Raw genomic sequence first — 20344 nt, forward strand, 5'->3', positions numbered from 1 at the left:
GTTCGTCCTCTTACTGCTTGTAATGGGCGTCAAGGGCCGCTTGCGCCTCGGCCTGTGCTTCTGCCAGCGCTTCGGCTGCCGGAAGGTTGGATATCTGCACCTTATCGGCGGCCGTAGCGAGCGCGTCGGAAATTTTGCCGCCTGTCGGGTCAACGAACGGGCGGGAAGCATGGGTCGCCTGCGACAGAGGTACAGTAATCTGAGGGTTCTCTTTAGCGAAATCCGCGAATGCAGGATCATTCTGAGCGGATTCACGCACGGCAATGTAGCCGGTATTCATGGACCAGGAAGCGGTGTTCTCCGGCTTCATGAAAAACTTGAACCACTCATAGGCTGCAGCCTTCTGTTCTGGCGATGCGGCTGCTGGAATGCCAGCCAGGATGGCCTCTGCGACCGGCTCGCCTTGGCCGTGACCTTCCCAGCCCGGCTGTTCCATGGCCGCGATGATGGAGAAATCAAGATCGCCCTGGTCACCGCTGGAGCCTGTGTAGCCTGCAGCGAAGCCCTGCATGACGTCATCAATCGTTTTGTACCAATATTCCCAGCCGGTTCCGCCATGGTGAATGCGCATGATCTGATCCTCATGAATCCACTTGCGGAAGTAATCCCAGGTGTCTACCCATTCATCGGTTGTGATCGTCACGGTCCGGCCATCCTCGCTCAGCACCGAGCCGCCTTTGCTGAATACAGCATCCATCATGTTCTCCTTGCCCCACATCGGCTCCCAGCCGTAGAACGTTGTCGTACCGCCATCCTTCTTCGTCATCTTGGCGGCCGCATCGGCGAGCGCCTCCCAAGTGGTCAGCGTAGCCGGATCAATGCCGTGCTCTGCCAGAATATCCTTGCGGTAGTACATCACTTGCGTTGTGCCGTACATCGGCAGGAAGTATTGTTTGCCGTCGACCTGGCCTTGTTCCAGGAAGGTGGGAATGACATCCTCTTTATTGAAGTCGGAATCCCCCGCGATATAGCTGTCCAGCTCTTCAAAATATCCCCGTCTTGCCCATTCGGCGTTGGACGAAAGAACCGCGGCCGGCACATTGCCCGATGCAATCGCCGCCTGCAGCTTCGTGGATGTCTCCGAGTAGCTGGCCTGTACCAGGCCTTTGACCACAATGTTGTCCTGAGATTCGTTAAAGGCCGCAATGAGGCGCTCCATATTCTCGCCAAGGTTGCCCCCGAGGCCGTACCAGAATTCAATTTCAACCGGTGCATTCGAAGCTTCGGATGCCTCGCCTTGATTCGGCTGGGCGCTTGGTGCGCTGCTGCTTCCTCCGTTGGATGATGATGACCCGCAGGCAGACAGGAAGATCATGACACTGATCAGGGCGATGGATAACCAGGGTTTGGATGTTTTTAGCACAGCAGATTTCCTCCTCATATCTATCGATTATAATGGGGTTGTTAACCTTTTGTTGCTCCGGCTGACAGATTGACGCTTTGAATAATCGTTTTCTGTGTGAACAGAAACAGTACCAGGAGCGGCGCGATGGTAAGCGCGCTTGCGGCCATAATCAGCGGCCACTTGAGTCCGTATGCACCTCCTTCAACGAAGAAACTGCGCAGCCCGGCCGATACGAGATGCAGATTGGGATCATTGGTGATCAGCATCGGCCAGAAGTAGTTGTTGTATTGTTCAATGAAAGTAATCAAAGCAATGACCGCAAAGAACGGTTTGGTAAGTGGCACCAGGATGCGGAAGAGCACGGTCAGGTGACGGGCTCCATCCATATGGCCTGCTTCGATCAATTCACCGGATACCTGGAGAAAGGCTTGTCTGATCAGAAAAATCGAAAATACGCTGACACAGTTGGAGAAGATCAGACCTTGATAGCTGTTGAGCATGTTCAGTTCATTCAGAATGAGATAGCTTGGCAAATACGTGGCGGTTGCCGGGATCATATACCCGAGCACAATCGCTGCCGTGAACACGCCCTTCAGCCGGAATCGCATATGGGTGATGGCATAGGCATACATGGCCGAGTTGACCACCTGGCACAAGACGATGGTGGAAGCGACGAAGAAGCTGTTCCATACATATTGGCCGAACGGAGCGGCGTTCCAGGCGTCCATGAAGTTGTGCCATAACGCCTGCTCAGGCAGAAGCGTGGGCGGGAAGCTCCATATTTCCTCATTCGTTTTTAATGCGCTGCTGACCATCCATATAAACGGGAACGCCATCATTATGGAGGCGGCTGCCAGCACGAGATGATGAATGCTTTGTTTCAAACGGGCGTAGAGCGCCATGCATCGGTACCTCCTTTTTCTGGACTAAGCATTGTAATGCACCGTTCTCTTGCCAACCCAGAAGCTTAACAGGGAGAGCAGCAAGCAGAAGAGAACAAGCGTCATGGCGACCGTTGACGCTTCTCCAATCTCATAGGACTGGAAGGCGGATTGATAATACATGTACAGGATCGTTCTCGTGGATCCGGCTGGCCCGCCCTGCGTCAAAATATTGATCTGATCATACGCCTGCAGCGCCGAGATCGTTTGGACGATGAACAGGAAGAAGGTGGTCGGCGAGATGAGCGGCAGCGTGACGTACAAGAAACGCTTCACACTGCCCGCCCCGTCAAGCGAGGCTGCCTCCAGGAGCGGCCTGGGCACATTGCGGATCGCCACCATGTAGAAGATCATGCTCCAGCCGGCCGATTTCCATATTGTCACAATCAGAACAGCAACGAGCGCCCAATGCGGATCCTCCAGCCACCGAACCGGAGCAGCGCCGAACCATCCGAGGACCGTGTTGGCCAGCCCGACCCGCGGTTCATAGATCCAGGACCATACGATGGATACCGCAACCGTCGGCGTGACCCATGGCGAGAACATGAGCGTGCGGTAGATGAAGCTCCCCTTCAGCCTGTCGCTAAGCAGCAGCGCGAGGGACAAGCCGCCGAGGATGATCGGAATGACGCTGCCGGCGCAGAACCAGAGCGTGACGCGCACCGTATCCCAGAACTTCTTGCTGCTGAACAGCGCCTGGTAATTCTCGAAACCGACGAAGGTTTTGACCGGATTCATGAAATCCCATTCCATAAAGCTCAAATAGGCGATATAGCCGAATGGAATGAACCAGAACAGCATTAAAGGGATGAGTGCAGGAAGCATGAAGCCGAAGGCCTTGATATCATTCATGAATTTGCTGGTCACATTAACCCTCCTGATGATTCAAAATTATTTGAACTAATGCTAAAATAAAGATGTAAATTCGTGGTTTATTATCATCGTTCAAAATATTTTGTACGTTCAGTGTAAGTGAGAACCATTAAAGGAATGTCAAAACAGCGCGAGAATTTTGTAAAGTTTGGAGTTGGAATGATGGAAAAAGACAAGCCGCTGGAGGAACAATACGAGCAGGCGAAGCATGAGGTGATCGAGGCGATCGCCCAGACGATGGACTTGTACGGCGTCAATCATACCTTTGGCACCTTGTACGGGGTAATGTATTTTGAGGAAAAAGAAATGACCCTGGAAGAGATGCAGCAGAAGATGAACATGAGCAAGAGCAATATGAGCTACGCCATTCGCTCGCTGCTGTCCTCCCAGATGGTGACGAAGCTGGACAAGAAGCAGGTCAGAAAGGATCAATATATCGCGGAGACTGATTTTTTCAAAGTGTTCCAAAATTTTTTCGGCAACAAGCTCCAGCGCGAGATTGACGTCATGTCCCTCGCCATTGACGAAGCGATCGGGGCATGGAGCAGCATCATCCTGAGCCCGGACGCAAGCGAGGAGCTGCGCAGCCTGTGCTTGCAAGACATGTTCAAGCTGCAGGAAGCCAAGGCGTATTATGAATGGCTGCAACGATTTGTGAACCACCTGCAGGACGGAACGCTGTTTCAGCTGCTGCCAACCGATGCTTCCGAGTCCTCCGGGCAGCCGAAATAGACTTTAAACCAACACATCCTCTTCATAGGAGGGTGTGTTTTTTTGTGGAAGAAGATGTGTCCTGATCTTCGATTAACGAGGGGTTAACCAGAAAGTGATCGCTCAATTATTTCTGTCTAGGGAGAAATAATTTATAGTACGCTATTTACAGAAAGTATAAAACTGGATAAAATGATTGTAATGCTGCGTCGCACAAGCATAATTCGCACTTTTCTTATTGGTATTATGATGATAGTTCCATTATTTTCAATTTAAAGGGGGAGAAGGGAGGAGAACAGCCGAAGGCTTCTGTTTCATGCTTATGCTTCATGGTTGATGTTGGATGATCAAGGTGGCAGTCGGGCTCATCAGTTAGTGCAACACTACGCAGTTGCTGTCTGTCTTGGTGCGGATCGACTCTTCCGTAAAGTCAGCGGTCTATTACTATTATAATTCATACTTATCACATTGGAATTATTGTTTTTTGGCATTGCCAGATTCGTTGTATGTGGGTTGCGAGTTCGGCAGTATCGGTGCAGTATCAAATCTAATGTTAAAAGGTGGTTGCCATGAAAAAACAACGATACATAGCGTTTGTTCTGTTATTGATCTTATCTCTGTTAATGGCTGCATGCTCTTCAGGCTCTTCTGCCAATGAACCTGCTGATTCTTCCGATCCGGGCAGCAGCAATGAGACGTCGGCGGAGACGCCGTCGGAACCGCAAGCGGCTGCGCTTACAGAGCGGCTTGCTGCAAGTGACCTGTCCAAGCTTCCGGACAGAGCGAAGCAGCGGGATGACACGATCATTGTCAGCCTTGTGAATCCAAGCGGCGCGTTCACGCCTTATTTCACCCAGGTCGGGTATGACGGCAATGTCAACAGCGTGCTGTATACGCCGCTGGTCAAGGTCGATCCGAACGGCCTCCCGGTTCCCGGACTGGCTGAGCGGTGGGAGATTTCCGAGGACGGACTGACCTATACGTACTATCTCCGCGAAGGCTTGAAGTACAGTGACGGCTCGCCGATGACGGCCGAGGATGTCGCGTTCACCTGGACGCTGCTGCATGATCCTTCTTATGACGGCATCAACACGGTGGTGGAGTCAAGAATAGTGGGCGGGCAGGATTACAAGGATGGAAAAGCAGATGCCATCGAAGGGATCCAGGTGATTGACGAGCGCACGATTTCGGTGACGCTGGAGGAGACGAACGCAACGGCATTGACGGTGCTGGGCGGACAGATTTTGTCCAAGGCTTACTACGGTAAAGACTATACGTTTGGCAATCTGGACTATATCAAGGATCTACACGCGAATCCGATTACGAATGGCCCTTACAAGCTGGAGCGCTTCATTCCGGGCCAGGAAGTGCGGTTTGTGGCCAATGAGCATTACGTGTTCGGCAAGCCGAAAACAGAATATTTCATCTACAAAACAAGTGAAGGCGATACCTGGCAGTTCGTTGAAACGGGCGAAGTGGACTACGGCAGCTTCACCGCGACCGAGGATAACCTGGAACGGCTGACAGGCCTGGGCTTCCTGGACCTGATTCCAAGTACGGCAAGCAACTACGGATACAACCAGCTGAACCTGGAGCGGGATCATCTGCAGGATAAGCGCGTTCGCCAGGCATTGACCTACGGGCTGGACCGCCAGCTCATATATGTCGAGGCCAGACAAGGCGCCGGCCAGCTGGCTAACATTCCTTCCTCGCCGATTCTGTGGTCGTACACGGAGGAGGACATCAATCCGTATCCGTATGATCCAGAAAAAGCGAAGGAGCTGCTGGATGAGGCAGGCTGGGTCGTTGGCGCCGACGGCATTCGCGAGAAGGACGGCCAGAAGCTGCGCATCAATTATCTCGGGTCCAAAAGCGAAAGCACCGACATCTTCATCGCTGTGGCGTCGGAGAATTATGCCGAGATTGGCGTTGACTTCGTGCCGGAGCAATTCCCGGATTTCAACACGCTCTCTGCCAAGGTGAGAAACGGCGATTATGATATGGCGTCCTTCTCCACAACGATCATCAGCGATCCGTCCCAGGGGGTATTCCGCTTCACGAAAGGGCAGACCCCTGGCTATGACAACCCGGTCATCGATGATCTCTATGCGAAATCGCTGGCTACGAGCGACATTGAGGAGCGCAAGGCAATCTACCATGAAATGTTCAAAATTCTGAACGACGAGCTGCCCGTCATGTTTACTAGCTACAGCAAACAGATTGTGGCGATCAACGGACGCATCGGCGGATTTGAGCTGAACCCGCTGTCCGGCATCGGCTTCAGCCTGGCGGATTGGGAGTTGAAGTAAAGCTTTACGCAATCATTAACAACGACATCTCCAGCCTGAGCTGCTGTTCAGGCCGGAGATGCTGATTAGGAGATAAACATGAGAACCTATTTGCTCCGAAGATGCTTGTATATGCTTTTGATTCTGTTGGGCGCGTCCTTATTGATATTTTTCCTGTTCTCTCTGACGCCGGGCGATTATGTTGACAACAATCTGAGCTTGTCCGAGGAGCGGAAGGCAGAGCTGCGGGAAATCTACGGTCTGAACAAACCGGTGTTTGAACGCTATGTCAATTGGATGGGCAATCTGCTCCAGGGCGATCTCGGCTATTCGCTGGCCCAGCAGCGTCCTGTAGCTCAACTGATCCAGGACTACATATGGAACTCCTTTCTGCTGGCGGTGGTCGCCACCTTCTTCACCTGGTTTATCGCGGTTATCATCGGTGTGATTACGGCTTACAAGCAATACTCGCTGTTTGACACGCTGGTGATGATCGGCATTTTCGCGGCGATGTCCATCCCGTCATTTTTCATCGGACTATTCCTGATCAAAGTGTTTGCCGTCGACCTGAAGATACTCCCGCCAGGCGGCATGATTACGACAGGCAGCCGCGCCGAAGGCTGGGACTATATAGTGGAAGTGATGAACCATATGGTGCTGCCGGTGGCGGTCATGGTGCTGCTCGGCGTCGGCTCGCTGGCGCGTTATCTCCGCAGCAATGTGCTGGAGGTCATCAAGCAGGACTATGTGCGCACGGCTCGTGCCAAAGGCTTGAAGGAGCGGACTGTGCTGTACCGGCATGCGCTGAAGAATGCGATGCTGCCAGCAATTACCCTTGTAGGTTTTGAGCTTCCGGGCCTGTTCAGCGGGTCGATCATCATTGAGAAAATATTCAATTGGCCGGGGATAGGGCAGCTGTATCTGCAATCGTTCACCGTCCGCGACTACCCGCTGCTGATGGGCTTTACGATGCTCTTGGCCGTCCTGACCGTGATCGGCACGCTCTTGTCGGATATTCTGTATCACGCTTCCGATCCGCGCGTCAAACTGTAAAGAAAGGAGCGCCCGCATTGTGTCTAATCTATCTACCAGGGAAGCCGGCCGCGTGCCTGACCGTCGCGTATCCGAAGCTCCCCCATCGCTATGGCGCCAGGCGATCCAGCAATTAAGCAAAAACAAGATGGCGATGGCCGGCTTTATATTTGTCATCTTTATGTTAGTAGCATGTTTCATTGGGCCGCTATTCTCCCCTTATGCAGACGGCAAGGTGAACATCCTGATCAAGCATCAGCCGCCAAGCGCCAAGCATTGGCTCGGTACAGATCACTTGGGCAGAGATGTGCTGACAAGATTGCTCCAGGCCGGAAGAATATCGCTCACCGTCGGTCTTGCGTCGATGGCCTTGTCGATGACAATCGGGACAGTGCTCGGCATCATCTCCGGTTACTATCGCGGCATTGTCGATCAGCTCATTATGCGCATTGCCGATCTGCTGTTCACCATTCCGGGCATTCCGATCCTGTTCATCATGGGCTTTCTGATGTCGGAATGGAAAGTGCCTACCGATTACCGGCTCTATCTGGTCATGGTCATGCTTAGCCTGATCGGCTGGCCAGGGGTTGCGCGGCTTGTCCGCAGCCAGATGCTCACGCTTCGCGAACGGGAATATATGCAGGCGGCCGACGTGCTCGGCCTGAGCGACAGACGGAAGCTGTTTCACCATCTGTTGCCGAATGTGTTCCCGCTGCTGATTGTCATCGGGACACTGGGGATCGGGGGCGCGATTCTGGCGGAATCCGCACTCAGCTTCTTCGGGCTCGGTGTCATGCCGCCCACGCCAAGCTGGGGCAATATGATTGATGCCGCCAACAATCTGATCGATTTTGAGAAGCGTCCATGGCTATGGATTCCTCCCGGGCTGGCTATCTTTGCAACCGTCATCGCAATCAATGTATTCGGCGACGGTCTGCGCGACGTTCTTGATCCCAAAAAGCAAACAAGCAGGTGAACCGTCCATGAATCCATTAATCGAAATCAACCATTTAAGCACTCATTTCCATACCGGGTCCGGCACGGTCAAGGCGGTGGACGATGTCAGCTTTCGCATCCATCCGGGAGAGACGGTATGCATCGTTGGCGAATCCGGCTGCGGCAAGAGCATCACCGCCATGTCGATCATGGGCCTGGTCGAAGGGCCGCATGGCAAGGTCGTCAACGGATCCATCCAGTTTGACGGCAAGGATTTACTGCGAATCAGCAAGGAGGAGCTGCGGCGTATCCGGGGCAATGACATCTCGATCATTTTCCAGGAGCCGATGTCCTCGCTCAATCCGGTGATCACGATCGGGAAGCAAATTATGGAGCCGCTTATGATTCACCAGAGGCTGAGCAAGAAACAGGCTTACGCCCGCGCGCTGGAACTGATTGAGCTGGTCGGCATCCCTCGCGCCGAGCAAATCGCTGAATCCTATCCGCATCAGCTGTCCGGAGGCATGCTGCAGCGGATCATGATCGCCATTGCGATCTCTTGCGAACCGAAGCTGCTCATTGCTGACGAGCCGACAACGGCGCTGGATGTGACGATTCAAGCGCAGGTGCTGGAGACGCTGCGGCAAAGCAAGGAGCAATCGAATATGTCGATCATGCTCATTACCCACGATCTTGGGGTCGTGGCGGAGATGGCCGATTATGTCATCGTCATGTATGCAGGGAAAATTGTCGAGGAAGGCGAAGTGACCGAACTGTTCGAGCGGCCCAAGCATCCGTACACCCAGGGGCTGCTTCGTTCCAAGCCGATTATCGGTCAGCGGACTGAGGAGCTGTTCTCGATTCCGGGCCAGGTGCCGAATCCGCTTGAACTGACCGAGTCCTGCTATTTCCACGACCGGTGCGACAGCTGCATGGACATCTGCCGGACTCGCCAGCCTGAGCTGAAGCAGGTGAGCGCTAGTCAGCGAGCAGCCTGCTGGCTGTACGAGGAGGAGGCTCAACATGAGTGAACATTTGCTGGAAGTGCGCCATCTGAAGAAATACTTTCCGATCACAGCCGGTCTGCTGAACCGGACGGTGGGACATGTCAAGGCGGTGGATGACATCAGCTTGACGATTCAAGCTGGAGAGACCTTCGGCCTGGTCGGAGAGTCCGGCAGCGGCAAAAGCACGGTCGGCCGCACGATTCTGCGCCTGCATGAGAAAACCGATGGCGAGGTGCTGTTCAAGGGCATGCCGATCCATGAGCTGTCCAAGGCGGAGATGAGTAAGCTGCGTCCCCAGATGCAGCTGATATTCCAGGACCCGTACAGCTCGCTCAACCCGCGGATCCGGATCGGCGATGCGGTTGGCGAGGCGCTTGTCAATCACGGGCTGGCGACGAAGGAGGAGGCGCGTGAGCGGGCGCTCGATGTGCTGGAAGCCTGCGGCCTCTCCTCCTATCATTACAGCCGCTTCCCCCACGAGTTCTCCGGTGGACAGCGGCAGCGGATTGGCATCGCCCGGGCGCTGGCGCTGAACCCCGACTTCATCATTGCCGATGAGCCGGTATCGGCGCTGGATGTGTCGATTCAGGCCCAGATCATTAACCTGTTCAAGAAGCTTCAGCACACCCGGGGACTGACGTATCTGTTCATCTCTCATGATCTGAGTGTCGTCGAGCATCTGTGCAACCGCATCGGCGTCATGTATCTCGGCTCCATGATGGAAATGGCTTCGCGCGACGAGCTGTTCAGCCAGCCGCTTCATCCCTACACCAAAGCGCTGCTGTCTGCGATTCCGGTCCCGGTTCCGAAGCTCAAGCGGGAGCGCATCGTACTCAAGGGCGATATTCCGAGCCCGGCCAATCCGCCTTCCGGCTGCAAGTTTCATACGCGATGCCCGTACGCGGTATCGCGGTGCAAGGAGGAGATACCGGAGTTCCGGAACGTGGGAGGCGACCACTTCGTTGCCTGTCATCTGGTCTGACCACGGCGGCCTGCAGCGCCAGTCCGGCTTTATAGAAAAAGGATTTGCCGGCGTGTATAATAGGTAGGAAACCGATGGTTGCGGAGCTTGCCGGTAACCAGCCGCTGGTGATTTCAGGTCAGAGAAGGAGTGCAATTTGTTGTCTTATCAATTGGAAATATCGTTCAGACCCGTCAACGAGATGATCAATAGTCTCCATACGTATCTATGCAAGAGCTGGCACAAAAGGATTGATCTTGGTCCGGATTGGGCTCGGAACGTGGAGGCGAAGCTGTCTCCCGAATTTGCCGATCAGTTGAACAAGACCGCTATGGATCTGGAGTGGAAGCTGCTTTACTTGCTGGTTTACGTATCTCCGAGCAAAGACAGCACGCAGGGGTTTCTGTCCTGGCTGAAAAACCTTACCTTAGGTGAATTGTACGAGGTGTTGTCACCGTACGTGCAGACGTTTCCGGAGAACTTCGGGGCTGCGCGCGATCGGCTGCACGACATGCTCACCGCATGGAACGACGCCTATTTCACCCATGTCGACTCCGGCATCATCTCCGCGCTGCAGGCAGAAGCGGAAGAGAAGTCGGCGCTCCAGGGGCTGAATGCCTATGAGACGGCATCGGCTTTAACGAACGGGTTTTGCTTTGAGCCTGTGCAAGGGCTGGAGAAGCTTGTCCTTGTGCCGCAGTACCATTTTCAGCCCGGCAATATCATTTATTCATTCGGCAGTGTGACCGTTTGTCATTATGCTGCGAGAATTGAGCCGCCATCCGAGGCGGATGAGCCGTCGCTTCAATTGTATCGGCTGCTGCGCAGCTTGAGCGAGAAGAGCCGGCTGCGCATCCTGCATTTTCTGCGCGACGAGCCGCGTACGTTTATCGAAGTCGTTCGGCATTTGGGCATTTCCAAAGGGATTACGCATGATCACATCTTCAACCTGCGCAGTGCGGGGCTGCTGAACGCGCATGTGGTCGGTGAGACGGTATCGACCTACAGTCTGCGTCTGGAGCGTATTCGCCAAATCGAGGAAGGCCTGCTCGACTATTTGGGCTTTCATGCCAATCTTCTTATGCCGAGCCGCTAAATATTCATTCGTCCGAAGGATGAAAGCACCTGTATGCCAAGAGATAAGAGCCTGTCTGTTCTTGTTATGAACGGACAGGCTTCTTTTTTTATCCGGTTCATAGGAGATGAAGAGATGATAGGCCAGCCCTGAGTGCTTGAAGGGCGTTTGCCCCGAATGGAGTGGATGCCCTCGGAGGCTGCGTGTCAGCATAAATTCATAGGGAAGCCGGTTGGCCGGCTGGATCGGGCACTCCCGTCATTCGCTTCGATATCACCAGACTCCCGCTTCTGCTTGTCAGGCTAGTCTGCATAATGTGACCAAGTCCCTCATAGACATGTATCAATCAACTCAAAACATGTGCGAAAAGGGGATGATGACATGCGCCGGATTTCATGGGTGCTGCTCGCTGTTGTATTATGCTTGACGACGATACTGGCGGGATGCGGAAAAAAAGACGCGGACAGCGTTGTGAAAGATCTGGGCAAAGTAGCTGATAAGCTGGAAGGTGACAAGGGCACCTACCAGGGGGCGGGCGTCATGACCATACATACCGGTGCAACTCCGCAGGAGTACCAGGTGGAGGTATGGTATCAGTCGCCGTCCTACTATCGCATAAGCCTGACCAACGGGCAGAAGAATATTACCCAGATTGTGCTGCGTAATGATGAAGGCGTGTTTGTGCTCACGCCGAGCTTGAACAAGAGCTTCCGTTTCAAAAGCGACTGGCCGGACAATCAGGGACAGGTCTACTTGTACCAGACACTCCTGTCCAGCATTATCGGCGACAAGAACCGCCAGTTTGCCGAGGATAAGGAAAGCTACGTGTTTGACGTAGCCGCCAATTACCACAGCCATGCGCTTGTCCGCCAGAAGATCTGGCTCGCCAAGGACAACTATTCTCCGCGTCAGGTTCAGGTATCCGATTCCCAGGCCAATGTTGTGGTGGACGTGAAATTCAATACGTTTACGTTTGATACGAATCTGACGAAGGAATCCTTTGATACCCAGCGGAATCTGAACGCCATGAGCGAGTCGCAGGGCACGCTGGCGGAAGTGGATGAGAATGGCTTGCCGGTCGAACCTTCAGGCGAGGAGATTGCCGAGGGAACCGAAGGGATTCTGGACCCGGTAGCGGAGAAGGATATGGGCTCGTTTGGCATCATTGAGCCAGGATATACGCCTGCCGGGGTGGCGCATCAAGAAACGATGGAGATTCCAGACAGCAAGGATCATGCTGTCATTCTGAAATACAATGGGGTATATCAATACACGATTATGGAATCCAGACCGCTGGATCGTGCCGTGTCGCTTGTGCCTGGGGAAGCGATTTACATCGATTTCACTACGGTAGGCTTGTTGACCGGGGACCAGCAGAAGACGCTGACCTGGACGACGGACGGCGTTGAGTACCGGATTACGAGCACCAACCTTCCGGTTGAGGAGATGGTGAACATCGCTGCTTCCATGCAGGACCAATCGGGTAAATAATGGATGAAGGCGAATACCCGGCAGCGGAGGATGAGTGTTCCTGCGTTCTGGCCATTCGCCTTCTTTTTCCAATCCACAAGGCTTCGGAAGCGGGCTGGCAGCCTGTTTCTAGCAGAGCTTTCGCGGGTTTAATATCCATAGAGGCTGCGGGAAGAAAGGTCGGTTCTCCCAGCCCGTCTCGAGGCTTCATTGACAGTTGCCTTTCGGAACATTACCATTAATCTAATGCTAGTCAAAAAGTTTTTCTCATCAAGGTAAGAAGGTGACTGGAAGTGCAAGCAATATACCGACCAACCCTGGCCGAGATTAACCTGGATCATCTGCGCGCCAATTACACCGCCTTTCGCAAGGCGCTGCCTGAAGGCATGAAGTTTCTGGCCAGCGTCAAGGCGAATGCGTACGGGCATGGGGCGGTGGAAGTAGCCCGAGAGCTGGAGCAGCTCGGGGCCGATTATTTGGGCGTTGCGTTCCTGGACGAAGCGCTTGAGCTTCGTCAAGCCGGCATCACCCTGCCGATACTGGTATTCGGCTATACGCCGCCGGAAGGGGTGGAGGCTGCGCTCTACAACAACATATCGATCGCTTTGTTCAGCACGGAGGTGCTTCAGGCGATCAAGGCGCTGCCGGTTCTGCCGGATCGAAAGCTAAGGGTACACATCAAGATTGACAGCGGAATGGGTCGTTTGGGCTTGCTTCCCGGCGAGGATGCGCTTTCCTTCATTAAAGAGGCTTTCTCGCTTCCGCAAATGGTTGTAGAAGGCATGTTTACTCATTTCGCACGCGCGGATGAACACAACAAAGACTATACAATGGAGCAGTATCGCCGATTCAAGGACGTGGCGGACGCCCTTCGGGACATGGGCTATCCTATCCCGATCATACATACGGGCAACAGTGCTGCCGCTATCGACACTCCCGGATTATCCTACAATATGGTGCGCATAGGCGTCAGCTTGTATGGATTGTACCCATCCGATGAGGTGAATAAGCAAGCGGTAAGCCTTCGCCCTGTCATGGCGCTCAAAACAAAGCTTGTGTACGTCAAGACGCTTCCTCCGAATTCAGGCATCAGCTACGGCACCAGATACATAACCGGACAGGAAGAAATGATTGGAACGCTTCCGATCGGTTATGCTGACGGTTATTCCCGTATGCTGAGCGGCAAGGCGGAGGTACTGATACGCGGCCGCCGCGTCCCAGTTGTCGGCACAATTTGCATGGATCAATGCATGGTGTCACTTAAGACGTTCGCCGAAGAGGCGGAACAAATCAAAGCCGGTGAAGAGGTTGTGCTCATCGGCCAGCAGGCTGGCGAATGTATTTCGGCAGACGAGCTGGCTTCCTGGCTGGGCACCATCCACTATGAGGTAGTCTGCATGATGGCCCACCGAGTGCCGCGCCAATATATACGCGGAAATATCCCCGTCAAGACGGTCAACCCGCTATGGGAATCCGTCGATTTACATTGAAGCATCTGTGCCCGAGGAAATTGTGTTCGAGGAAGAAGGATTATATACAGGCATTCTCGAAGTAGGAAGAAGTATGAATATGTCGCTTTTGTCTGTACGAAACTGTCGATTGTAGTTTATAATGGTATGCAGCATACTTGATATACCTTCGGCATATATATTCTTTTGTATAAATTTCCTTGAATAATGCAATACTGGTGCACAGGCGAGAAGGTTGTGGGGGTGTAATTGAGGGTGGCCAATATGCAGAACACCAAACGAATTATGATCAGTTTACCGGATCATCTTTTGCAGGAAGTGGACGGGATCGCTCAGTTGGAGAATTCCAACCGCAGTGAGCTTATTCGGCAAGCCATGAAACTGTACTTGAATGAGCGTAAGAAGCGTTATATACGCGAATCAATGCAGCGAGGGTATATGGAAATGGCGAAAATCAACCTGACCATGGCATCTGAAGCGTTTCACGCGGAGGAAGATGCAGACAGCACTCTAGACCGCTTAGTAAGCGGGGTGTAGACAGTGATCGTAAAACGGGGCGACGTATTTTTTGCGGATCTTTCACCCGTTGTCGGTTCGGAGCAGGGAGGTGTAAGGCCGGTCCTTGTGATCCAGAACGATATCGGCAACCGGTTCAGTCCAACGGTAATTGTGGCCGCAATTACCGCACAGATTCAAAAAGCAAAGCTTCCGACTCATGTTGAAATCGACGCTGCATCGCATGGATTTGACAGGGATTCCGTTATTTTGCTGGAGCAGATCCGGACCATTGATAAGCAGCGGCTTACCGACAAGATCACCCATCTTGATGACGAGACGATGAGCAAGGTGAACGATTCCTTGCAGATCAGTCTGGGCTTGATCGACTTTTGAACCGATCTATCCAAGTATTCATATCAGAAATCAAACCGGTGGCGGTTTGATTGTAAGGAGGCTGTTCTTCGGCAGAGTGTGCTGCTGGGGACAGCCTTTTGTTCTGTTTGGGAAGGTATGCGGATTTGAAGCTCCTGATAGCTATGCGCCTGAGGGGATAAGGAAATAGGCGACGGTGACGGCCGTTGCGGTAAGCAGAACGCAGATGACAGACCAAGTGAGCGCTTTTTTGTCATTCATTGTCGTACGGAGACCTCCTCATGCTGGTTTGGTTCGCTTGTTGTTACGTTCAGAATATCGGGCAACACTTAAAATAAGATGAAAAAAACCTTAATCCGAGCTTAAAGGCAACGAAGAAGCGGAGCCCGTCTGATGACTGTGCTGGAAAAGCCGCCGCAGATTTGGGATAATAGCTGTACAGTTAATGTTGAAGAAAGAGGGATATCATTGTCTGAATTAGAAGCTGTCGCGGAAGTGAATGAGGAACAGATTCATAAGGAAGAGCAGGAAAGAATCGTCAAACAAATCGCGAAGGAGCTTGGGCTGTCTGTCAAGCAAGTGCGAACGACCGTGGACCTGCTGGACGAGGGGAACACGATCCCGTTCATTGCGCGTTACCGCAAGGAGATGACCGGCGAGCTGGACGAGAACCGGCTGCGCGAGATCGAGGAGCGCACCGGATACTTGCGGAATCTGGAGGTGCGCAAGCGCGAAGTCATCCGGATTATTGACGAGCAGGGCAAGCTGACCGATGAGCTCAAAGCGTCCATCACGGCAGCGGTCAAGCTTCAGGAAGTGGAGGACCTGTACCGTCCTTACAGGCAAAAGCGCAAGACACGGGCCAGTGTGGCCAAGGAGAAAGGGCTGGAGCCGCTCGCGGAGTGGATCTGGTCTCAGCCGAAGCAGGGCGATGTGATGGCTCAGGCTGCGCAATATGTCAATGAGGAGAAGGGCGTCGCGTCCGCAGAGGAAGCGCTGCAGGGGGCGATGGATATTTTGGCGGAAAATATTGCCGATGACGCAGCTATTCGTGCCTGGGTTCGCCGCTATACGCTGGACCATGGCATGCTCACTTCCGAAGCGAAGGATGCGGAAGCGGAATCCGTCTACGAGAATTATTACAACTATCGTGAATTGGCGAAGAAAATGCCGCCGCACCGGATACTGGCGATCAACCGGGGAGAGCGGGAAAATATATTGAAGGTGGGGCTTGAGGTTACACCGGATTCGATTTACAACTTCATCGGCAAACAGGTCATTAAGGGGCAGTCCATTGCCGCCGATATCCTGAAGACGATCATTGAGGATTCGTACAAGCGGCTGATCGCGCCGTCGATCGAGCGCGAGGTTCGTGCGGAGCTGACGGAGAAGGGCGAGAATCAGGCGATTTCGATCTTCGCCGGCAACCTGCGCAGCCTGCTGCTGCAGCCGCCAGTGAAGGGACGCTGCGTGCTGGGCGTCGATCCGGCCTACCGGACAGGCTGCAAGCTCGCGGTGGTTGACGAGACAGGCAAGCTGCTTGAAGTGGCTGTCACGTACCCGACGCCGCCGAGCAATAAGAAAGCCGAGGCAGCGGCGGTATTCCGCAAGCTGATCGACAAGTATGGCATCAAGCTGATTGTGATCGGGAACGGAACCGCCTCGCGGGAGACCGAGCAGTTCGTGGCCGAAGAGGTCATCGCCGAGATCGGTGATCCGGAGCTGGCTTACCTCATTGTCAACGAGGCCGGCGCGAGCGTATACTCCGCCTCCAAGCTGGCGCAGGAGGAGTTCCCGGATCTGGATGTCGCCGAGCGCAGCGCGGCATCGATTGCCCGCCGGGTGCAGGACCCGCTGGCGGAGCTGGTCAAGATTGATCCGAAATCCATCGGTGTAGGCCAGTATCAGCACGACGTGTCCCAGAAGCATTTGGAGGAAAGCTTGCGCGCCGTCGTGGAGTCGGCCGTGAACCATGTCGGTGTTGATGTGAACACGGCTTCGCCGTCGCTCCTCTCTTATGTGGCCGGCATCAATGCGACCATTGCGAAGAATATCGTCAAGTTCCGCGAGGAGAACGGCAAGTTTGTCAGCCGGAAACAGCTGCAGAAGGTGCCGCGCCTCGGGGCGAAGACGTTCGAGCAGTGCGTAGGCTTTATGCGGATTACCGATGGCGAGAACATTCTGGACCGGACCCCGATTCACCCGGAATCGTATTCGGTGGTGGACCGATTGTTCAAGGAGCTGCAGGTTGAGCTGGATAAGCTCGGTACGAAGGAGCTGGCCGAGCTGCTGGCACAGCAGGAGCCGGAGAGCCTGGCGGTGAAGCTGGATGTCGGCGTGCCGACGCTGCGCGACATTCTCGACAGTCTCCAGCGGCCGGGCCGCGACCCGCGCGAGGAGCTGCCGGCACCGATCTTCCGCCAGGATGTGCTGAAGATCGAGGACCTGACACCGGGCATGGAACTGCAGGGGACGGTGCGCAATGTGATTGACTTCGGCGCCTTCGTGGACATCGGCATCAAGAGCGATGGCCTCGTGCATATTTCCCAGCTGAGCAACGGGTATGTAAAGCATCCGATGGATGTCGTTTCGGTTGGAGACAACGTCACGGTATGGGTGCTTAACGTGGACTTGAAGAAAGGCCGCGTCGGATTGACCATGCGCGAGCCGAAGGATCAGTAGAAGCGCAGGGGCTTGAGCGACAAGCGCTCAGGGTGGAGATCAGGAATGAACATGAGCGGCAACCTCGATGACAGAGGTTGCCGCTTTGTTCGTTGATTGGAGCCCGGAGCTGGCAGCTGTCTCACCAGACCGGTTAAGGCTTGTCTGCCGGGCCTTGCTTCTCGCTGGCGGCGGAGGCATGTTTGGCCCGGAACCGCCGCACCTTCATCAGATTGCCGCAGGTTTTGTCCTCGCAATAGCGTTTGGAGCGGTTGCGTGTGCTGTCATAGTATACCCAGCGGCAATTTGGATTGGAGCAGATGGAGAAGCGCGACAGATCGCGTTCAGCCAGCGCTGTTGCGAATGAAGCGGCAATTTCGGCCGCTGCGCCCTCCCAGCCTGGATTTACAGGGGAGCTGGACAGGGCGAAGGGCTTCCCGGTGCCCGGAACCAAGCGGCGGATGACCGGCCCGCGGCTCAGCCATGCATTCAATTGCGTCAGCTCCTCCTCGGACAGCGATTGTCCACCCACGATCCGCTGCACGCAGTGAAGCATGAGGGCGCGAAGCTGCCGGAGGAACTTCAGCTCCTCGTCCGTAAGGAGGGGAGGAGCGAGCAGGGAATGTTCGGTTATAAACCGCTGGAGCCACGCGTCGCTCTCCAGTTTGTCCTCGGACCGTTCTCCTTTTTTCCAATCCGGCCATTCACTATTTATAAAATCATCCCAGAGCATTCTGTTTCATCCTTTCAATGGTATGGTTATTGTAACAGGCATAATGAAGTTTAGCTAGTTACTTGTTCAGGAGCGAAAGCTGTGTTAAGGTGGATGTAACTTTCTAAACTGGTTTTAGATCGTTACAATTATGGCGGGAGGAATGAGGATGAGTTTGCGCGAAATGCTGCTGGAGAACTGGGATTTCACGATGGAGAAGGAGGATGGATATGCTCCGCTATCGGTTGCCCTTCAGGATGTGACGGTGGAGCAGGCGTTGTGGAAGCCGGGGGAAGGCGCTAACAGCATCTGGGAAAACGTAATGCATCTGCTGTTCTACAAGGAAGTGCTTCTGGCGCGGATAGAAGGGCGGGCGTCGGATGTCCGGGTGAGCAATGACGAGACGTTTCGGATTGTCGATGCCAGCGAAGAGGCTTGGCGGGAGGCCCAGGACCGATTGAAGCAGGTTCATGCGGCTGTGCGGGAGAAAATTCAGAATGTGCCTGAAGAGGAACTGAGCGAGCATCCGCAGCGGTATTGGAGCTTCATTACCCATGATGCTTATCATATTGGTCAGATCATCCTGCTGAGGAAGCTGCAGGGCAGCTGGCCTGCCACGCGCGCATTTTAGCTAGCTGAACATACAAAAACAAGCCGGATCATCTCCGGCTTGCTGTCTTCTCCCGTATCGGATCAAGGGGCACGCTGGCTTACTGGGCGTTCGAATTCTCCCCTGAGGAGTTTCTGTAAAAAAACCAGCATTCATTCAACAGTTTAATCTGACGCCGATCCTTTTTGCGAAAAGCGCGGGTCAGTTGATTGCAGAGCCATTGCGGCAAGGGTATCTCCTCCTCTGCTAATTCCGTCTGTATGGATAGCATATGGGGAAATCGCCCAAAGCGTGCAGGTCTACCTCGATTATTGCCCTTCCTCTTCGTACCATTGCTCCAGCTGCGCTTGCAGCGCGCGGATCTCGGTAAGCAGCGAGATGAGCGGGTAATGCTCCTCCTTGATTGCAGCGAAGGCTTGCTCAAGCTCATTTATGTATTCCAGGCCGCCTTGAATGCTGAGCGATTCCTGCAGCAGATCAAGCTGGTCGCATTCTGCCACGGCAATAGGAAGCTCGGGCTTGCCGGGAGCGGTCAGCTTGTCAATTTCCTTGTTCAGTCGCAAGTTAAGCGCGCTTAGCTGATATGCATAGTCGCTGGGCATTTCAACAAAAGTCAGCTTGTCCCGTAGTTGCAAAATAACATAACGCATCTTTGGCATGATTGCAGGTTCTCCCTCCATACTTTCTACTTGACAGTGTAGCCCAGAGGGAAGTTAAAATTCAAGTAACATTTATAGCCTCGCGCTGGACAGAAGGGTACGTGGTGTACACAATGAAGCAGATGAGCAACGAGGAGCTGCAGGCTTGGGTGGAGCGGGTTTCGCTCGAGAGCTTTCGGCTGCCCTTTAGACATAAAGCAACCTTCAACCGCAGGCTGTCCACGACAGGCGGGCGGTATTTTATGAAAAGTCATCATATTGAAATCAATCCCCATCAGCTGGATATTCACGGGCCGGAAGAGGTGGAGAAAATCATCAAGCATGAACTGTGCCACTATCATCTTCATCTCGCAGGCAGAGGCTACCGCCATCGGGATCCGGATTTCAAGCTGCTCCTCCAGGCCGTTGGCGGCAGCCGTTTCTGCAAGGCGCTGCCGAAACGGACAGCGTCGGGGCGCAATCCGGAACCGTACCGCTACAAGCTGCGCTGCGGCGCATGCGGGACGGAATACCTGCGAAAGCGGAGGATGAATCCGGACCGATATCGGTGCGGGAAATGTCGCGGGCGATTGACACTGCAAGCGCTTGACTCCCCCAATAAGACATGATAAATTATTAAGTGTTCGGTTTGGACATTCCCCGATAGCTCAGTTGGTAGAGCACTCGACTGTTAATCGAGTTGTCACAGGTTCGAGTCCTGTTCGGGGAGCCAGCTTCTGGAGAG

20 protein-coding genes and 1 tRNA gene are annotated in these 20344 nt (G+C 53.9%); 15 read left to right on the top strand and 6 right to left on the bottom strand.

All coding sequences use genetic code 11. From position 1 onward, the window contains the following. Positions 1–10 precede the first annotated feature (10 nt). From CHH67_RS08830 to CHH67_RS08840, 3 genes are read right to left on the bottom strand one after another with little or no spacing between them, the layout of a single operon-like run. Positions 11–1381 carry an ABC transporter substrate-binding protein gene (locus tag CHH67_RS08830; protein WP_095264807.1) on the bottom strand — a complete coding sequence of 457 codons (1371 nt, stop codon included), beginning with the start codon at positions 1379–1381 and terminating at the stop codon, positions 11–13. A gap of 23 nt (positions 1382–1404) precedes the next feature. Then, on the bottom strand, positions 1405–2247 hold the full coding sequence (locus tag CHH67_RS08835; RefSeq protein WP_095264808.1) for a carbohydrate ABC transporter permease: 843 nt from the start codon (positions 2245–2247) through the stop codon (positions 1405–1407). A 24-nt stretch (positions 2248–2271) separates the two neighbouring features. Further along, on the bottom strand, positions 2272–3153 hold the full coding sequence (locus CHH67_RS08840; RefSeq protein ID WP_413773632.1) for a carbohydrate ABC transporter permease: 882 nt from the start codon (positions 3151–3153) through the stop codon (positions 2272–2274). Between the two features lie 165 nt (positions 3154–3318). On the opposite strand from CHH67_RS08840, the gene CHH67_RS08845 reads away from it, so the two are divergent. The 12 genes from CHH67_RS08845 (at position 3319) to CHH67_RS08900 (ending at position 17660) form a co-directional block, all read left to right on the top strand. After that, a complete protein-coding gene (locus CHH67_RS08845) occupies positions 3319–3891 on the top strand; it encodes a GbsR/MarR family transcriptional regulator (protein WP_095264809.1) in 573 nt (190 codons plus the stop codon). A 548-nt stretch (positions 3892–4439) separates the two neighbouring features. Continuing rightward, positions 4440–6179 carry an ABC transporter substrate-binding protein gene (locus CHH67_RS08850; RefSeq protein ID WP_095264810.1) on the top strand — a complete coding sequence of 580 codons (1740 nt, stop codon included), beginning with the start codon at positions 4440–4442 and terminating at the stop codon, positions 6177–6179. A gap of 78 nt (positions 6180–6257) precedes the next feature. Then, positions 6258–7211, top strand: coding sequence for an ABC transporter permease (locus CHH67_RS08855; protein ID WP_095264811.1), 954 nt, complete (start codon positions 6258–6260; stop codon positions 7209–7211). A 19-nt stretch (positions 7212–7230) separates the two neighbouring features. Further along, on the top strand, positions 7231–8166 hold the full coding sequence (gene opp4C, locus CHH67_RS08860) for an oligopeptide ABC transporter permease (protein WP_425320436.1): 936 nt from the start codon (positions 7231–7233) through the stop codon (positions 8164–8166). A 7-nt stretch (positions 8167–8173) separates the two neighbouring features. After that, positions 8174–9157: an ABC transporter ATP-binding protein gene (locus CHH67_RS08865; RefSeq protein WP_095264812.1), complete on the top strand. Its 984-nt coding sequence runs from the start codon at positions 8174–8176 to the stop codon at positions 9155–9157. Next, positions 9150–10115: an ABC transporter ATP-binding protein gene (locus tag CHH67_RS08870; protein WP_095264813.1), complete on the top strand. Its 966-nt coding sequence runs from the start codon at positions 9150–9152 to the stop codon at positions 10113–10115. The genes CHH67_RS08865 and CHH67_RS08870 overlap by 8 nt, the downstream gene beginning before the upstream one ends. Before the next feature lie 139 nt (positions 10116–10254). Next, complete coding sequence (locus tag CHH67_RS08875) at positions 10255–11190, top strand: ArsR/SmtB family transcription factor (protein WP_095264814.1); 936 nt, start codon at positions 10255–10257, stop codon at positions 11188–11190. Between the two features lie 360 nt (positions 11191–11550). After that, complete coding sequence (locus CHH67_RS08880; RefSeq protein WP_095264815.1) at positions 11551–12660, top strand: LolA family protein; 1110 nt, start codon at positions 11551–11553, stop codon at positions 12658–12660. A 272-nt stretch (positions 12661–12932) separates the two neighbouring features. Then, entirely contained in the window at positions 12933–14129 is a 1197-nt protein-coding gene (gene alr, locus CHH67_RS08885; protein ID WP_095264816.1) for an alanine racemase, read from the top strand. A gap of 234 nt (positions 14130–14363) precedes the next feature. Next, positions 14364–14645, top strand: coding sequence for a CopG family ribbon-helix-helix protein (locus tag CHH67_RS08890; protein WP_046681343.1), 282 nt, complete (start codon positions 14364–14366; stop codon positions 14643–14645). Between the two features lie 3 nt (positions 14646–14648). Next, positions 14649–14999 (top strand): type II toxin-antitoxin system PemK/MazF family toxin, encoded by a 351-nt coding sequence (locus CHH67_RS08895; protein WP_095264817.1) that lies wholly within the window; start codon positions 14649–14651, stop codon positions 14997–14999. Between the two features lie 447 nt (positions 15000–15446). Continuing rightward, on the top strand, positions 15447–17660 hold the full coding sequence (locus tag CHH67_RS08900) for a Tex family protein (protein ID WP_095264826.1): 2214 nt from the start codon (positions 15447–15449) through the stop codon (positions 17658–17660). A gap of 133 nt (positions 17661–17793) precedes the next feature. Here CHH67_RS08900 and CHH67_RS08905 read toward each other — a convergent pair whose 3' ends face one another. Then, positions 17794–18372 carry a CGNR zinc finger domain-containing protein gene (locus tag CHH67_RS08905; RefSeq protein WP_095264818.1) on the bottom strand — a complete coding sequence of 193 codons (579 nt, stop codon included), beginning with the start codon at positions 18370–18372 and terminating at the stop codon, positions 17794–17796. Positions 18373–18520: 148 nt separating this feature from the next. Between CHH67_RS08905 and CHH67_RS08910 the strand changes: the two genes are divergently transcribed. After that, entirely contained in the window at positions 18521–18982 is a 462-nt protein-coding gene (locus CHH67_RS08910; protein ID WP_095264819.1) for a DinB family protein, read from the top strand. Between the two features lie 79 nt (positions 18983–19061). On the opposite strand, the gene cmpA is transcribed toward CHH67_RS08910, so the two are convergent. Together cmpA and CHH67_RS08920 are read right to left on the bottom strand one after the other, a co-directional pair. Further along, positions 19062–19190, bottom strand: coding sequence for a cortex morphogenetic protein CmpA (cmpA, locus tag CHH67_RS08915; RefSeq protein WP_095264820.1), 129 nt, complete (start codon positions 19188–19190; stop codon positions 19062–19064). Between the two features lie 79 nt (positions 19191–19269). Then, entirely contained in the window at positions 19270–19620 is a 351-nt protein-coding gene (locus CHH67_RS08920; protein ID WP_095264821.1) for a hydrolase/acyltransferase, read from the bottom strand. A 122-nt stretch (positions 19621–19742) separates the two neighbouring features. Between CHH67_RS08920 and CHH67_RS08925 the strand changes: the two genes are divergently transcribed. Both CHH67_RS08925 and CHH67_RS08930 read left to right on the top strand, forming a co-directional pair. Then, positions 19743–20228, top strand: coding sequence for a SprT family protein (locus CHH67_RS08925; protein ID WP_179292085.1), 486 nt, complete (start codon positions 19743–19745; stop codon positions 20226–20228). A gap of 28 nt (positions 20229–20256) precedes the next feature. Continuing rightward, positions 20257–20332 (top strand) — tRNA-Asn (locus CHH67_RS08930). Positions 20333–20344 lie beyond the last annotated feature (12 nt).

Origin of the sequence: Paenibacillus campinasensis (assembly GCF_002272015.1) — a bacterium.
GTDB classification, from domain to species: Bacteria; Bacillota; Bacilli; order Paenibacillales; family Paenibacillaceae; genus Paenibacillus_AQ; species Paenibacillus_AQ campinasensis.

What these genes read in the sequence shown, in the direction of transcription:
- CHH67_RS08925 (WP_179292085.1), top strand. Translation starts at nt 19,743, where the DNA reads ATGAGCAACGAGGAGCTGCAGGCTTGGGTGGAGCGGGTTTCGCTCGAG.
- CHH67_RS08920 (WP_095264821.1), bottom strand. Translation starts at nt 19,620, where the DNA reads ATGCCAAAGATGCGTTATGTTATTTTGCAACTACGGGACAAGCTGACT.
- CHH67_RS08850 (WP_095264810.1), top strand. Translation starts at nt 4,440, where the DNA reads ATGAAAAAACAACGATACATAGCGTTTGTTCTGTTATTGATCTTATCT.
- CHH67_RS08910 (WP_095264819.1), top strand. Translation starts at nt 18,521, where the DNA reads ATGAGTTTGCGCGAAATGCTGCTGGAGAACTGGGATTTCACGATGGAG.
- CHH67_RS08855 (WP_095264811.1), top strand. Translation starts at nt 6,258, where the DNA reads ATGAGAACCTATTTGCTCCGAAGATGCTTGTATATGCTTTTGATTCTG.
- CHH67_RS08830 (WP_095264807.1), bottom strand. Translation starts at nt 1,381, where the DNA reads ATGAGGAGGAAATCTGCTGTGCTAAAAACATCCAAACCCTGGTTATCC.
- CHH67_RS08880 (WP_095264815.1), top strand. Translation starts at nt 11,551, where the DNA reads ATGCGCCGGATTTCATGGGTGCTGCTCGCTGTTGTATTATGCTTGACG.
- CHH67_RS08845 (WP_095264809.1), top strand. Translation starts at nt 3,319, where the DNA reads ATGATGGAAAAAGACAAGCCGCTGGAGGAACAATACGAGCAGGCGAAG.
- CHH67_RS08870 (WP_095264813.1), top strand. Translation starts at nt 9,150, where the DNA reads ATGAGTGAACATTTGCTGGAAGTGCGCCATCTGAAGAAATACTTTCCG.
- CHH67_RS08835 (WP_095264808.1), bottom strand. Translation starts at nt 2,247, where the DNA reads ATGGCGCTCTACGCCCGTTTGAAACAAAGCATTCATCATCTCGTGCTG.
- CHH67_RS08865 (WP_095264812.1), top strand. Translation starts at nt 8,174, where the DNA reads ATGAATCCATTAATCGAAATCAACCATTTAAGCACTCATTTCCATACC.
- CHH67_RS08905 (WP_095264818.1), bottom strand. Translation starts at nt 18,372, where the DNA reads ATGCTCTGGGATGATTTTATAAATAGTGAATGGCCGGATTGGAAAAAA.